The organism is Paraburkholderia sp. IMGN_8 (assembly GCF_038050405.1).
Lineage (GTDB): Bacteria > Pseudomonadota > Gammaproteobacteria > Burkholderiales > Burkholderiaceae > Paraburkholderia.
Genome location: NZ_CP150901.1, coordinates 636,765 through 652,056, shown reverse-complemented (window position 1 = coordinate 652,056; position 15,292 = coordinate 636,765). Strand labels below are relative to the sequence as shown.

The window sequence follows — 15,292 nt, the reverse complement described above, 5'->3', positions numbered from 1 at the left end:
ACTGCTGCAACTGTTTATGCCGCCATTAAACCGCGGACGCTACAGTTTCGCTACCACTTCGAGGAGAAAATCATGACTTCGCGCCCCGTCATCGACGACCTGTCGTCTTTCTGGATGCCCTTCACCGCCAATCGCCAGTTCAAGGCTGCGCCGCGCCTGCTGGAATCGGCCAAGGGCATGTATTACCGCACGACGGACGGGCGTGAAGTGCTCGACGGCTGCGCGGGTCTCTGGTGTGTGAATGCCGGCCATGGCCGCGACGAAATCATCGCCGCGATCACCCAGCAACTGTCGACGCTCGACTTCGCACCGACCTTCCAGATGGGCCATCCACTCGGGTTCGAAGCGGCGTCGAAAGTCGCCGAATTGATGCCGAACGGCCTCGATCGGATTTTCTTCACGAATTCCGGTTCCGAATCGGTCGATACCGCGCTGAAAATCGCGCTCGCATACCACCGTGCGCGCGGCGAAGGCCAGCGCACGCGACTGATCGGCCGCGAGCGCGGCTATCACGGCGTGGGCTTCGGCGGCATTTCAGTCGGCGGGATCGCACCGAACCGCAAGACGTTCTCGGGCGCGCTGCTGCCGGCGGTCGATCATTTGCCGCACACGCACAACCTCGAACACAACGCGTTTTCGAAGGGCCAGCCGGCGTGGGGCGCGCATCTCGCCGACGAACTCGAGCGCATCGTCACGCTGCACGATGCATCGACGATTGCCGCCGTGATCGTCGAACCGGTGGCGGGCTCCACGGGCGTGCTGATTCCGCCGCAAGGCTATTTGCAGAAGCTGCGTGAGATCTGCACGAAGCACGGCATCCTGCTGATTTTCGACGAAGTGATTACCGGTTTCGGCCGCGTCGGCAAAGCCACGGCGAGCGAATACTTCGGCGTGACGCCGGACCTGCTGACGATGGCGAAGGCGATCAATAATGCCGCGATCCCCATGGGCGCGGTGGCGGCGAGCCGCACGATCCACGACACGATCGTCAACAGCGGCGCGCAAGGCGCGATCGAACTGTTCCACGGTTATACGTATTCGGCGCACCCGGCCGCGGCCGCGGCAGCGGTGGCGACGCTCGATCTGTATCGCCGCGAAGGCCTGTTCGAGCGTGCTGCAACGCTCGCGCCGACGTTCGAAGCGGCGGCTCACACGCTGCGCGACGCGAAGCATGTGAAGGACATCCGCAATCTCGGCATGATTGCCGGTGTGGAACTGGAACCGCGCGACGGCGCGCCGGGCGCGCGGGCTTACGAAGCGTTCGTGAAGTGCTTCGAAGCGGGCGTGCTGGTGCGCTTTACCGGCGACATCCTCGCGTTTTCGCCGCCGCTCATCATCAACGAAGAGCAGATCGCGCACATCTTCAAGACCGTGCGCGACGTGCTGGCGACGGTGCAGTAAGGCGCTGCGCCAGTGATGCCCGCGCGACTGCTGTGAAGCGGCCCGGTTACACGGCAAAACCTCAGGAAATTGCCGGACAAGGCTCGCGCCAGCTACCTGGACGGCGTATGGTGATAGCGAGGGTTGGCGCCGTGGTCCGACCCGTCGGGAGACGCCCATGAAGATACCTACTGTTCGCGCAGGCGTGCACATCGAAGGGGTGCATTGGATCGCCGAATACGCCGAAGATGTTCATGAGATTCGCGTGTTTCGCGAAGGCCAGGAGGTGGATGTGCATAATGCGCCTTCCACGCTGTTCGGCGATGAGGAAAATGCCGGGTCTAAGAGCACGGCTGATCATCGGGCTATGGAGGCCGCTGTGCTTGCCTATTTAAAGCGGTTTGTTATTGAGCATGATGCGGAGGAGTAGTTTTTTTTGCCTGCTCGGCGCTTTGGGTGTGTGCCTGCGGCGGTGGCCTTTCCTTGATTTGTTAGTGGTCTATTAGCGTCGCCCCTGTGCGGGGCAGGCACTTACTTTCTTTGCCGCCGCAAAGAAAGTAAGCAAAGAAAGCGGCTTCACACCGCTAATTCTTAAGCGGGTCCCCTGGCTTGGAGGAGGTAGTGGAGCATCTGGAATCGGTGTTCTCGCGCATTCCGCGTGAGTGACAAGGCAGTCATACTTCCGGCGGCGCTGCGCGCGCCGTCGCGGTACTTCACAAAACCGCCCTCCATTTTGGCGTCAACGTTTCGCTTGACACTCCCGGCAGCGCTGCTCGCGCCGAATGGTACTTCTCAACACCAACAGCAGATACGTGCATCCGGCATCCTTCGTCCCACTCCGCACTCGTGCATCGCGAACGGGTCTGCAAGGAAACCAGCGGCTTCGTTTACGCGCGGTGGGAGTCATCGGCTTCGCCTCGGCGAGGCGCTGAATCGTCGGAGTATCGGCCACTTCGCTGAACGAAACGCGGCCGCGAGTTACGCTAACGCAGCAAACACAAGCCGTTGCACCTGAGCAACCGCAGGCGCGAAAAGTGCCCGACGGTTTTATGAAGTACCGCCACGGCGCGCGCAGCGCCGCCGGAAGTATGACTGCCTTGTCACCAGCGCGGAATGCGCGAGAACACCGATTCCAGATGCTCCACTACCTCCTCCAAGCCAGGGGACCCGCTTAAGGGTTAGCGGTGTGAAGCCGCTTTCTTTGCTTACTTTCTTTGCGGCGGCAAAGAAAGTAAGTGCCTGCCCCGCACAGGGGCGACGCTAATAGACCACTAAGAAAACAAGGAAAGGCCAACGCCGCAGGCACACACCCAAAGCGCCGCGCAGGCAAAAACCCAATCAGGCGCTACGCGCAAAAAACCCCTTTACTCAGCGCCCCGCAACTTCCTAACCTCAGCATCGGAAGGCTGCACACTAGCACCATCAATATACCGATAAGAACTCATCACCCCCTTACCATCCTTGACGGCCGTCACACCCACATATGCCCCCATAGTCGACTGATTATCCTGCGCCCGATAAGTAATCGGCCCAAAAGGCGTCTCAACCCCGAGCCCCTTAAACGCGGCAGCAAGTTTGTCAGGATCAGTGGACCCAGCCTTCTTGATACCAGTAGCAATCGACATCAAAGCAGAATAGCCAACAACAGACCCCAGTCGCGGATAATCGTGGTACCTCGCCTGATACGCATCGACGAACTTCTTGTTGGCCGCGGTATCGATCGAATACCAAGGGTAGCCAGTAACGATCCAGCCGCCAGGCGCTTCAGCCCCCAGCGGGTCAAGATAATCCGGCTCGCCAGTCAGCAACGACACTACACTCCTGTCCTTGAACAAACCACGCGTATTGCCCTCACGGACAAACTTGCCAAGATCGGCACCAAACAGCACGTTAAAAATCGCATCAGGCTTCGCATCGGCAATCGCCTGCGTGACCGCGCCCGCGTCGACATTACCGAGCGGCGTCGCCTGTTCGGCGACAAACTGCACATCAGGCTGCGCGGCCGTCAGCAGCTTCTTGAACGTCGCCACCGCCGACTGCCCATACTCGTAATTCGGATACACCAGCGCCCAACGCTTCTTCTTCAGCTTCGCGGCTTCAGGCACCAGCATCGCGACCTGCATGTACGTCGAAGGACGCAAACGGTATGTGTATTTGTTGCCATCAGCCCAGACTATCTTGTCGGTCAACGGTTCGGCGGCGAGGAAGAAAATCTTCTTCTGCTTCGCGAAGTCGGTCAACGCAAGGCCGGTGTTCGACAGGAAGCCGCCAAACAGCAGTTGCACCTGCTCGCGTGCAATCAACTCCTGCGCGACGCGGATCGCGTCGCCCGGATTGCCGTTGTCGTCGCGCGACACGACTTCGAGCTGTTTGCCCAGCACGCCGCCCGCCGCATTCACCTGTTCGAGCGCGAGATTCCAGCCGTTCTTGTAAGGCCCGAGAAAGGCGGGCTGCGCCTTGTAGCTGTTGATTTCGCCAATCTTGATCGTTTGTGCGCTCGCGCCGAAGGCTGTCAGCGACAGTGCCGTCGAGACCGAAAGCGAAACCGTGAGGCGAGAGATCCATCCTGCGCGCGTGATCATGCGTTTCTCCGTTATCAAAAGAATTGCGGGAATGCCGGTAGTTTTTCTCAAGCGTTGAAGCGTTTAGCGATTCATTCGGCTCGTGGCGTCGCGCGAATTCTGGCGACGCTCGCCGTGACGTCCTGCCATGCGGGTTTGCCGCCGGCAAATTGCTGACGCAAATACGAAACGAGCTCGGCTACCTGGGCGTCGTTGAAACTGTCGCGGTAAGCCGGCATCGTACCGAGTTCGGGCCGCGCAGGCGAGCCGATACCCTCGAGAATCACGCGAATCAGATTGTCAGGCGTCGCGCTGTGCAGATTCGTGTTGAGCGCCAGCGACGGATGCGCGCCGAACAACTGTGGCCCGCTGCCGGTGTGATGACAGGCGGCGCAGGCGCCGTCAAAGAGCCGTGCGCCGAGGCCGGAGGCGGTGCCTATGATTGCACTGGCCTGCTCATACTGACGCGCCAACGTCTGCGGATCGGCATTGGGTTCGAGCGGATTGAGCGACGCCAGATAAGTGGTCATCGCGCGAATATCGCTGTCGGGCAGCGCCGCCAGATCGCCGACGACCGGCGCCATCGGACCCGCCGCCACGCCATGCAGCGGCGCGTGACCGAAGCGCAAATAGCTGAACAGTTCGTCCTCGCTCCAAGGCACGGGTGCATTCGAAAGCGTCGTCAGCGCGGGCGCTTCCCAGCCTTCCGCCATGCCGCCCCCCATAAAGGCCGCGCCGGTTTGCTCGGCGCCGAATGCGTTGCGCGGCGTATGGCATGCGCTGCAATGGCCGAGGCCGTTCACCAGATAGGCGCCGCGATTCCATTGCGCACTTTGCGTTGCGCGGGCGGTAAACGTATTGCGGCCGAGAAACAGCCCATTCCATGCGGTCATCAGCGGACGCACGCTAAACGGAAACGCCAGCTTCGTTTCGGGCGGCCGTGAGCGCACCGGCGTTTGTGTCATCAGGTACGCATAGAGCGCTTGCAGATCGTCGTCGGAGGTGTTCCTGAACGATGTATACGGAAACGCGGGATACAGATGATGTCCGTCACGGCTGATGCCCTGGCGCATCGCGCGCACGAACGCTTCCAGCGACCATGTGCCGATGCCGGTCTGCCCATCGGGCGTGATGTTGGTGCTGTAGACGGTACCGAACGGCGTATCGAGCGGCTTGCCGCCGGCGTTCGGCACGCCGTTGTGCGCGGTATGGCAAACGGCGCAATTCCCCAGAGAAGCAAGCAGTTTGCCGCGCGCGACCAGCTCCGGTGCGAACGCGCTCGCAAGCGGCGGCGTGATCGGCGCAATGGCCTGTGGCGCTAAAGCCAGCGCACCGAGCCAGCCCGCCGCGCCAGTCGCCAGCGCGCCGAGAAAGCCCAACCGCCAGCGCTTCTTTTTGCGCGCTGCCGCTTCGTCGGCCTGCGCATCGGCAAGCGCGGCGCGAATCGTTTCCGGTGTGAACGGCGGCCGGCGAAAACGCACGCCGGTTGCGTCATACAGTGCGTTGGCAATCGCTGCCGCGCCAGGCAGCGACGCCGATTCGCCGGTGCCCATCGGCGGCTCGCCGTGGCGCGGCATCATCACGACGTCGATAACCGGCATTTCACGGAATGTCAGGATCGGATACGCGCCCCACTCCTGGCTCGTGACGGCGTTCTCACCGAAGGTCACGCGCTCCTTCAACGCGCGGCTGGTCGCCTGGATCACGTTGCCGTGAATCTGATGGCGCACGCCGTCCGGATTGACCATCGTGCCGGTGTCCTGGCCGACCACCACGCGCGTCACCGCGAGTTCACCGCTCTTGCGATTGACTTCGACATCGGCGACCCACGCGGACCAGGCCGCGCCGAAGCCGGGAAATTTGCTGTGCACGTAGCGGGCATAGGCGAAACCTCTGCCGCGCGCGATGTCGCCTTCGTCCGCGTCTTTCAACGCGACGTTGCGCGGTTCCCAGCCCGCCTTTCCGGCCACCGCTTTGACCAACTCGATCGCACGCGGATCGGTCAGATGCTTCAGGCGAAATTCGACCGGATCGACGCCCGCCTCCGCCGCAAGTTCGTCAATGAACGATTCGTGCGCGAACGTATTCGGCAACGCGGAGACGCCACGCAACCACGACGCTCGCACGATCGGCGGCGTGTCGTCGCAGACAATGCGCATCGTGCGGTAGTCGTACGGCGGCACGGCCGTGCGGTCGCCCATTTCGAACACCTGTGGCTGCGCGGAGACCGTGCCGGTCAGCAGCAACGCCAACGTGGGCGCATCGTTCGATGGATAGCGTGTCGCGAAATCGTACGCTGCCAGCTCGCCTTCAGCACTTAAAGCGCCGCGCACGTCCATCAATTGCGCGGCGCCCTTCGGTTCCCACGCATGCTCGTCTTCACGCGACAGTTGCACGCGCACCGGAGCACCAGTCGCGCGCGACAATAGCGCAGCGTCGGCGGCGACATCGTCCGCGCAATTGCGGCCGTAGCAGCCTGCCGCATCCATGCGCACGATCTCGATACGGGCTTCGTCGAGCGCCATCAGCAACGCAAGATCGGCGCGCAGCGAATGCGGATTCTGCGTGCCCGACCAGACCTTCAACGTGCCGTCGCGATAGTCGGCCACCGCGCACGACGGCCCGATCGACGCATGCATCTGGAACGGCCACACGTACGTTCGTTCCAGCGAGCGCGCGTGGGTATCACCGAGCGCTGCGTCGACATCGCCGTCAATCACCAGATCGCGCCGCGTAGACGGATTCGCGCGTAACGCAGCCTCCACTTCTTCGCTGGTTTCGAGCGGCGGTAAACCTTCCGCCGCTTTCCATTGCACGTTCAGCCGCTTCACCGCCTGCTGCGCGACCTCCTCTCGCTCGGCCACGATGCCGACAAAGTCACGAATCACCACCACTTTGACGATGCCAAGCAAATCGCTGAGCGAATCCTCATCGACATGCAGCAAGCTGTTGCCCACGAAATCGCCCTGCGCGACGCCTGCATAGGGCGGCCGCACCACCCGGCCATGCAACATACCCGGCACGCGCACGTCGTGGACAAAGCTTAATTCGCCAGTGGCCTTGGCGGGAATATCGACGCGCGGCGTGCTCTTGCCGACGATCTTGTACGTGTCCGGCGATTTCAAAGGGGCGTCGCCGGCCAACGTCAGTTCGATGCGTCGTCCCGCGATCAATTCGCCGTAGGCGATGCTTTTTTCTGCGTCGTCGTCGCGGTGAAAAACCACACCGTCTCGCACGTCGAGCTTGTCTGCACTCACGTTGAAGCGTGAAGCCGCTTCCGCCAACAGAAACTGCCTTGCCTGTGCCGCCGCCTGGCGCAACGGCACCGCCGAAATCTGGATCGTGGCGCTCGCAATCGTCGGCCCCTGATTGGGCACGTCGCTGGTGTGCCCAAGCACAAGCGACACGCGCGTCAACGGCACGTCCAGTTCTTCCGCCACGATTTGCGCGAGCGCGGTGCCGATGCCCGTGCCGAGATCGACATGACCGTTGAACGCGACCACGCTGCCGTCGTCGCGCACGACGAGGAACAGGTCCGCTTCAGTGGGCACAAAAGACGAACGCGACCCCGGCTGACCGATGGCCGGCTTCACAGGCGCTTGCGGCGGCCGCGTGACGATCAGCACGTTCTGTGCGTCATAAAGCTGCTGCCGCGACGGCAGCACAGACCGCCGATCGACGCTGAAATCCGGCCCGGTCATGCGCGCGCTCCTTCTTGTGCGACCGTTTGCGCCGCCGTGTGCGCGGCGAGCAATTCAGCAGCACGCTGCACCGCGCGCACGATCTCGACGTGCGTGCCGCAGCGGCACAGGTTGCGCGACAACTCGCGCCGGATCGTGTCGACGCTCGGATGCGGATCGCGATCGAGCAGCGCTTTGGCAGTCATGATCATGCCGTTCAGGCAATAGCCGCACTGCGCGGCCTGTTCTTCGATGAACGCCTGCTGCACCGGATGCAGTGCGGCACGCGTGCCCAGTCCTTCGAGCGTGGTGATCTCGCGGCCCAATGCGACCTTCGCGGTCGTTACGCAGGAACGCGTCGGCATGCCGTCGAGCAGCACCGTGCACGCGCCGCATTCGCCGAGGCCGCAGCCGAATTTCGGGCCGTTCAGCGCGAGATCGTTGCGCAGCAAATAAAGCAGCGGCGTGTCGGCAGCGGCGCTGACGAGATGCGTCGCGCCGTTCACCTTCAGCGTGAGGGTCGCGGGGCGGTTCATGAAGGTGCAGGTCACGCCGTGCGGCGGGCGTTCAGATCACCACCGGCACTTCAGTCGCCGGCGGGGTGTTGCGGCTGCGGCGGCAGCGGATCAATCCGTCGATCATCACCATGCCGACGCCCGGAATGTCGCCGAGCTGCACGCTTTCGAGCAGCGTATCGGCGGCCGTGTGCTGCGCGCGGTCCATGAACACGAGGTCGGCGGGACGGCTCACTTCGATCAAACCTTGCCGCAGATTGCGTTGCCGCGCCGTATTGCCGGTCGCGAAGCAGAAGGCGATTTCAGCAGGCACATCGGCGAGGCTCGAGATCAGCGCGATCATCCGCAGAATGCCGAGCGGTTGCACACCGGAACCGGCAGGGCTATCGGTGCCGAGAATGATGCGGTGCGGACATTTGAGTTCGATCGCGTGGCGCGCGGTGAGCAACGCGATCCGCTCGTTGCCGTTGTGGACGATCTCCAGCGCGCGGCTCGATTGCTCGCACAGATCGCATACATGCCGGTACGACAGTGACGTATGGCCGCCGTTGATATGGCCGATCACGTCGGCGTCCGCGGCAAGCACCACATCCCGGTCGATCAGGCCCGAGCCCGGAATCGACGGACCGCCCGTGTGAATCGTGCTTTGAATCCCGTACTTGCGCGCCCATGCGACCATCTGCGCCGCTTCCTCGCCGCCCTTCACGCTGCCGAGCCCGACTTCGCCGAGCAGCTTCACGCCCGCCTCCGAAAGCTCCTTGAAGTCTTCCTCGACCATGCCCTTTTCGATCACCGGCGCACCGGCCATCACTTTCACGCCGCCGCCGACGCCCGCGCCGCGCATTCCTTCGAACGAACGTTGCGCAGTGATCGCGAGCGCCTTCACGCCGAGCACGTCTTTCGGGCGGCCGGGCAAATGCACCTCGCCGGCGGAGATCATCGTGGTGACGCCGCCGTTCAGATTCGATTCGATCCAGCCCATCTGATTCTGACGCGGCGTCCAGTCGCCGAACACCGGATGCACGTGCGAATCGATCAGGCCGGGCGCGACGGTGGTGCCTTTGCAATCGACGGTCGTGCGCGCGCCTTCGAGGTCGCAATCCTTTTCGTAGCCGACTGCGACGATCACGCCGTCGTCGATCACCAGCGTGTCCGCATCGAGAATCGGCTGGTCGATGTCGCCGGATAACAGCAGGCCGATGTTCGTTACCGCGACCTTGCCCGACAAGCCTGTCAACGTCTCTGCTGCCATCTGCTTCTCCTTTCGCAACGACTGCCCCGCGCGGCAAGCGTGTCCATCGTGCACGCTTGCCCGCCGATGGAATCACACGCTCAGGTAAGCGCGCCTGACTGTTTCGTTCTTTGCGAGTTCGCCGATCGTGCCGCTGAAACGGATCTGCCCTTTTTCGAGCACATACGCGCGGTCGCTGACCAGCTCGGCGAAGTGCAGGTTCTGTTCGGATAACAGAATCGACAACCCTTCGCGCTTGAGTTCGAGAATCATGTTCGCCATCTGTTCGACGATCACGGGCGCCACGCCCTCGGACGGTTCGTCGAGCAGCACCAGATACGGATTGCCCATCAGCGTGCGCGACACGGTCAGCATCTGCTGCTCGCCGCCGCTCATCTGGCCGCCCGGACGTTTCGGCATTTCGCCGAGATTGGGAAACAGGCGAAACAGTTTTTCGGGCGTCCATTGCGGCGTGCCTTCGCGGGGCGGCTGACGGCCTGTGTCGAGGTTTTCCATCACGGTCAGATCGGCAAACACGCGGCGGTCTTCCGGCACGAAGCCCATGCCCATGCGGGCGATTCGATACGGCGGCAACGTCGTAATGTTCTGGCCGCGAAAACGCACTTCGCCGTGACGACGCGGCAGCAGACCCATGACCGCTTTCATCGTCGTCGATTTGCCCGCGCCGTTGCGGCCCATCAGCGCCACGACCTCGCCGCGGCCGACCTCAAGGCCGACGTCGAACAGAATGTGCGCGCGGCCATAGAACGCGTTGAGGCCGGACACTTTCAGCGTCGGCTCGCTCATTGCAGCGCTCCCTGGCCTTGATGACCGCCTGCCGCTTCATGCAGCGGCGCGTGCGGCCGGAAGGTTTTTCCGGTGCCGAAATAGACTTCCTGCACACGTGCGTCGTTACGGATCGTTTCCGCGTCACCCTCGGCGATCAGCTTGCCGCGAGCGAGCACAATCATGCGATCGGCGTACGCGAATACAACGTCCATGCTGTGTTCGGTGAACAGCACGCCGATTCGGTGTTCCGTCACGAGACGTTTGGTCAGTGCCATCAATTCGTTGCGCTCCTTCGGCGCCATGCCGGCAGTGGGCTCGTCCATCAGCAGCAGCTTTGGGCGATTCGCCAGCGCGATGGCGAGTTCGACGCGTTTGACATCGCCATAAGCGAGCACGCCGCATGCGCGATGCGCATCGGCAGCCATGCCGACCTGTTCGAGCAACGCGAGCGCTTCGTCGGCGTAGCGCGAGCCTGCGGATTTCCACAGGCCGAATATCTTGCGTTCACGCGACACCAGGGCCATCTGCACGTTCTCGAGCACGGTCATCGAGTTGAAGGTCGCGGCGATCTGGAACGTGCGACCGACGCCCAGCCGCCAGATATCGCGCGGCCGCATGCCGACGAGTTCCTGATCGTCGAGTCGAATCGATCCGGACGACGGCTGCAACTGACCGTTGACCATGTTGAAGCAGGTCGACTTGCCCGCGCCGTTCGGGCCGAGCAAAGCGAGCAGTTGACCGGCTTCGAGATCGAAGGAAACATCGTCGACGGCTTTCAGCCCGCCGAACGATTTGGACAGGCCTAAGACGCGCAGCAAGCTCATAGCCCCTCCTTGATCGCGGTAGCTTGCGGTGGCGACTTGACGCTTTCTTCAGCGGTATCGTCATCGCCAAAACGCTCGCGGATGAAGCCTACAATCCCTTGCGGAAACGCGATCACCAGCAGCAGGATCGCGAGGCCGAGCAGCGCCTGCCAATAATCGGTCTGCCGTGCGACGGCGTCCTGCAGCCACGTGAATACCGCTGCGCCGACAATGGGGCCGGTCAGTGTCTGCAAGCCGCCGAGCAGCACCATCACAAGGCCGTCGACAGAGCGGCTCACGCTGATCACTTCCGGCGAAATCGTGCCCTTGGAAAACGCGTACAGCGATCCAGCCAATCCGCAGAATAGCGACGCAATCACGAACGCCGCCCACTGCACGCGCTTCACGTCGATGCCGATCGCCTCTGCCCGTAAAACCGAATCGCGCGACGCCCGCATCGCGTAGCCAAGCGGCGAGAACAGCATCTTGCGCAAAAGCCACACGCCGATCACCGCGCAGACCAGCGTCACATAGTAAAAAGCCACCGGCGACGCCAGCCAGTTCGACGGCCACAAACCGAGAATGCCGTTGCTGCCGCCCGTCACGGCGTCCCACTGAAACACCACCGACCAGACGATCTGCGCGAACGCGAGCGTCAGCATCGCGAGATAGACGCCGGAGAGGCGCACGCAAAACCAGCCGAATACCAGCGCGCCGGCCACCGCGAGCACGGGTCCGAGCAACAACGCGGCTTCCATCGGCAGATTCAAAACTTTGAGGAACAGCGCCGCGCCGTATGCGCCGAGGCCGAAGTAAGCGGCATGACCGAACGAATGCATGCCGCCTGGGCCCATGATGAAATGCAGACTCGTTGCGAACAGTACGGCGATGAGGATTTCAACAAGCAGTACCGGCATGTACGGAAACGCGTTCGCCGCAAGCGGCGCCAATACCAGCACCATCAGCGCGATCCCCGCCAGCCACTTCAGACGCTTGCCCGCGGGCCTCAAAGGCGCTTCCGGCGCCGCCATGCCCCGCACGGCAGCACTCGCCCGGCCGAGCAAGCCCCAGGGCCGCACCACCAGCACCACCGCCATCACGACAAACTCGGCGACCAGCGTGAAGCGGCTCAACGACAGATCGATACCGAACACCGATACATGTCCGATGCCGATGCACAGCGCCTTGATTTCCGCGATCAGCAGCGCGGCGACAAACGCGCCCGGAATCGACCCCATCCCGCCGACCACCACCACGACAAACGCATTGCCGATGGTCTCCAGATCCAGCGACAGATTCGCCGACATCCGCGGCCCTTGCAGCGCGCCGCCCAAACCGGCGAGAAACGCGCCGACGAAAAACACGCCGGTGAACAACCACGCCTGATTGATGCCGAGCGCGCCGAGCATCTCGCGATCCTGCGTCGCCGCGCGCACCAGCGTGCCCCAGCGCGTGCGCGTCAACGCGTACCACAGCAGCAGCAACACGACCGGTCCGATCACGATCAGCGCGATATCGTAAGTGGGCAGCGGGTGACCGAGGAAATCGACCGCGCCCGCCAGATGCGGCGCACGCGGTCCGAACAGGTCTTCCGGGCCCCACAGCCACAATGCGGCGTCGCGAAAGATCAGCACGAGCGCAAACGTCGCCAGCAAATGAAACAATTCGGGTGCCTGGTAAATACGCCTCAACACGATCATTTCGACCAGCGCGCCAAGCACAGCCACGACCAGCGCGGCCACCAGCACCGACAACCAGAACCCGCCCGCCGTATGGCCGAAGCGACTTGCGATGCTATACGCGACATAGATGCCGAACATATAGAACGAGCCGTGCGCAAAGTTGACGATGCGCGTCACGCCGAAGATCAGCGACAGACCGGCGGCGACGAGAAACAGCGTCGACGCGTCGGCGAGTCCATTGACCAGCTGTACCAGCAAATTCGAAAACATCGCGACCCTCGGCAGCTTGCTATCCGGCAAAGTCGCACTCTACCTGCGACGGACCGGCAGCAGACATTGCAGCGCGTGCGGCACCATGCGCGCACGCGTCAACGGCAGGACAATACGCCCCGGAGGAAGTCCCCTTGGGGGGCGCCCCGGAGGAAGTCCCCTTGGGGGCCAGCGAAACGACTCAACGCAAACCGTCTTCGCCCTTGATCTCACTCACCTGCAAGCCGCCGACGCGCGGCAGCGGCCGTCCCGACGCCGTCACCGCGACCGCCACGACGATTTCATTCGCACGCGGCGCGTCCGACACGCGCGCTTCGATCGCGTCGAAATGGCTGCGCACGAAGGCAGCGTCCTTGTGGCCGAGCGGCACGTCGATTGCGGTGCCCAGCGTGCCCATTTTCTTCGCCGACGGCACCAGCGCCGCGCCCTTCTCGACCGCAACCCGCAGCGGCGCGCCGAGCTTCGGATGCAGGATCGCCGCAGCGTGTTCCAGTTCACCCGCCTCGCCGACGATAGCCGCCTTGCCGTAGCTTTGCGCTTCGGCCGGCTTGATGCCGAGTGCTTCGACGCACTTGTTGCCGAGCAAGCCGCCGAGTTCCTCGCCGGCTTCGATCAGCGCGTCGAGCCTGGCCTCATAGCGGCCCGCATACGGATTCTCGATCACCGCAATCGCTACCGCACGGCGGGCCGGCGGGTTGACGGTCTGCCCCATTTCAATGCGTACTTCATCGACCTGCACGACCAGCTTGCGAAGCTTGATTGCCATTTCGCTCTCCGTGTTTGGGTGCGCGTGTTGCTTACGTTCAGCGCTTATGTTCGGTTCGTGATTCAGGAAGCGTTCGGGAAGCGTTCAACGCAAGCCGTCCTTGCCGACTATCGCCTCTTTCGCAAGGCCGCCGACCCGCGCATGCACGCGCTGCCCGGTGCTCATCACGAGGATATACACCAGTTCGTCCGCGGCGGGCGCGCCGGGCACGCGCACTTCGATCGCATCGAAATGACTGCGCACGTAGCTCGCATTGACGTGCGTGAGCGGCACGTCGAGCGCGGTGGAAGGCGCGCCGACCTTCTTGGTCGACGGCACGATCGCGTTGGTCGGCACGCCGTTTTTCTCCAGCAACTCACGCATCGCATAGCCGCCCGGCACATGCCACAGCGCGCCGTGTTCGAGTTCGCCGCGCGAGCCGACGATCGCGCCTTTGCCATAGCCTTCGATCGAAGCGTGCGGCACGGCCATCGCCGCGAGCAGCCGCTGCGCCATGTCGAAGCCGATCGGCTTGAGCGCTTCCATTGCGGACTCGATGTGCGCCTCGTAGCGTCCGGCGAACGGGTTCGTCATCACCGCGGCAATCGCGCCGCGCCGCAACGGCTGCGCGGGCGCGGGGCCGAACTCGTGAAAGATGTCTTCGACGTGCGTCAGCACGCGGCGTATTTCGAACACGGAGCCTCCGTTGGTTTTCGAGCGCGATGCGTTAGAAGCGCCGCGCCTTGCTGAATCATGCCGACGACGCGCACCTGCCCTTGCAGGAACAGCGCGGCGCTTTCGATCAAGCCTCGTTCACGCAGACGCTGAGCCGTTTCGGCACCACGGGCCAGCGCGAAATCGATCAGTGGCTGCGGCAAGGGCGGCACGTCGACCGTCACCAGCATGTCGCCGAGATCGCTATCGTCTTTCAACGACGACGCCGGGCGGCGCACGATGCCTGCGTGATCGCAATCGACGGCATTGGCGATCATCGTCGCGGCGGCGTCGGCAGTGGCGGCGTTGCACGCGAGCACCGTCACGCTGTCGGCGATACCGAGGCTGAAACTGCGGCCACGCCAGCCGCTGGTCGCGATACCGCGGATCGGCATGCCGGCGTCGAGCGTGAGGTTTGCATTGAGCGCTTGCTCGCCCGCGAGCCTGGCGCCTGAAAGTTCGGCGAGTTCGGCGAGATTCGCCAATACGCCGACGCGGTACTGCTGCCCCTCCGTCAAATGCAATGCAATATCGCCGCCATTATTGATGAAAGCGCGCGATACGCCGGGCCGCTCGAACGCCGCGATCAGTTCATCGGCGACGCTGCCTGCCACGGCCGCCATGGGTGTGATATAGCGTGCGCGGTGAGGAAAACACGCGCTCCACATGCGGCGGGCTACCTCGCCTTTCAACTCACATTCGTTGAGCACGGCCTCATTCGGCAGCGCTTGTCGAAGTAGCTTAAGCTCGCTGACCAACTCGGGCAACACGTCAACAAAACGCGTCCAGCAGGCCTCATACGCGGCCTGCACGGCTGCGGGCTCGCCATCGGCGCCAAGGATCAGATCGATCGGTCCATGCTGCCAATGCCAGCGTGTCGCGTCGAGTCGAATGCGGGTTGCGTTCATCGCGTTTATCGCCT

Annotated in this window: 12 protein-coding genes; 2 read left to right on the top strand and 10 right to left on the bottom strand. The window is 63.1% G+C overall.

The annotated features are described in order from the left end of the window. Window positions 1-72: 72 nt before the first annotated feature. Window positions 73-1,401, top strand: coding sequence for an aspartate aminotransferase family protein (locus WN982_RS24205; RefSeq protein WP_341318192.1), 1,329 nt, complete (start codon window positions 73-75; stop codon window positions 1,399-1,401). 157 nt (window positions 1,402-1,558) lie between these two features. Beyond that, window positions 1,559-1,810, top strand: a complete 252-nt coding sequence (locus tag WN982_RS24200; RefSeq protein WP_341318191.1) for a hypothetical protein — start codon at window positions 1,559-1,561, stop codon at window positions 1,808-1,810. A gap of 934 nt (window positions 1,811-2,744) precedes the next feature. Here WN982_RS24200 and WN982_RS24195 read toward each other — a convergent pair. The 10 genes from WN982_RS24195 to WN982_RS24150 all read right to left on the bottom strand — a co-directional run bounded on the left by WN982_RS24195 (window position 2,745) and on the right by WN982_RS24150 (window position 15,278). Further along, complete coding sequence (locus WN982_RS24195; RefSeq protein ID WP_341318190.1) at window positions 2,745-3,962, bottom strand: ABC transporter substrate-binding protein; 1,218 nt, start codon at window positions 3,960-3,962, stop codon at window positions 2,745-2,747. A 71-nt stretch (window positions 3,963-4,033) separates the two neighbouring features. Next, window positions 4,034-7,642, bottom strand: a complete 3,609-nt coding sequence (locus tag WN982_RS24190; protein WP_341318189.1) for a molybdopterin cofactor-binding domain-containing protein — start codon at window positions 7,640-7,642, stop codon at window positions 4,034-4,036. After that, window positions 7,639-8,157, bottom strand: a complete 519-nt coding sequence (locus WN982_RS24185; RefSeq protein WP_341318188.1) for a (2Fe-2S)-binding protein — start codon at window positions 8,155-8,157, stop codon at window positions 7,639-7,641. Before WN982_RS24185 ends, WN982_RS24190 begins: the two co-directional genes overlap by 4 nt. Before the next feature lie 31 nt (window positions 8,158-8,188). Beyond that, window positions 8,189-9,388 (bottom strand): amidohydrolase family protein, encoded by a 1,200-nt coding sequence (locus tag WN982_RS24180; RefSeq protein WP_341318187.1) that lies wholly within the window; start codon window positions 9,386-9,388, stop codon window positions 8,189-8,191. A gap of 72 nt (window positions 9,389-9,460) precedes the next feature. Then, window positions 9,461-10,174, bottom strand: a complete 714-nt coding sequence (locus tag WN982_RS24175; RefSeq protein WP_341318186.1) for an ABC transporter ATP-binding protein — start codon at window positions 10,172-10,174, stop codon at window positions 9,461-9,463. After that, window positions 10,171-10,980 (bottom strand): ABC transporter ATP-binding protein, encoded by an 810-nt coding sequence (locus tag WN982_RS24170; RefSeq protein WP_341318185.1) that lies wholly within the window; start codon window positions 10,978-10,980, stop codon window positions 10,171-10,173. Before WN982_RS24170 ends, WN982_RS24175 begins: the two co-directional genes overlap by 4 nt. After that, window positions 10,977-12,911 (bottom strand): ABC transporter permease, encoded by a 1,935-nt coding sequence (locus WN982_RS24165; RefSeq protein ID WP_341318184.1) that lies wholly within the window; start codon window positions 12,909-12,911, stop codon window positions 10,977-10,979. Before WN982_RS24165 ends, WN982_RS24170 begins: the two co-directional genes overlap by 4 nt. Before the next feature lie 181 nt (window positions 12,912-13,092). Beyond that, a complete protein-coding gene (locus WN982_RS24160) occupies window positions 13,093-13,677 on the bottom strand; it encodes an amino acid synthesis family protein (RefSeq protein WP_341318183.1) in 585 nt (194 codons plus the stop codon). Between the two features lie 84 nt (window positions 13,678-13,761). Then, on the bottom strand, window positions 13,762-14,352 hold the full coding sequence (locus WN982_RS24155; protein ID WP_341318182.1) for an amino acid synthesis family protein: 591 nt from the start codon (window positions 14,350-14,352) through the stop codon (window positions 13,762-13,764). Continuing rightward, window positions 14,328-15,278 (bottom strand): UPF0280 family protein, encoded by a 951-nt coding sequence (locus WN982_RS24150; protein ID WP_341318181.1) that lies wholly within the window; start codon window positions 15,276-15,278, stop codon window positions 14,328-14,330. Before WN982_RS24150 ends, WN982_RS24155 begins: the two co-directional genes overlap by 25 nt. Window positions 15,279-15,292: the final 14 nt, after the last annotated feature.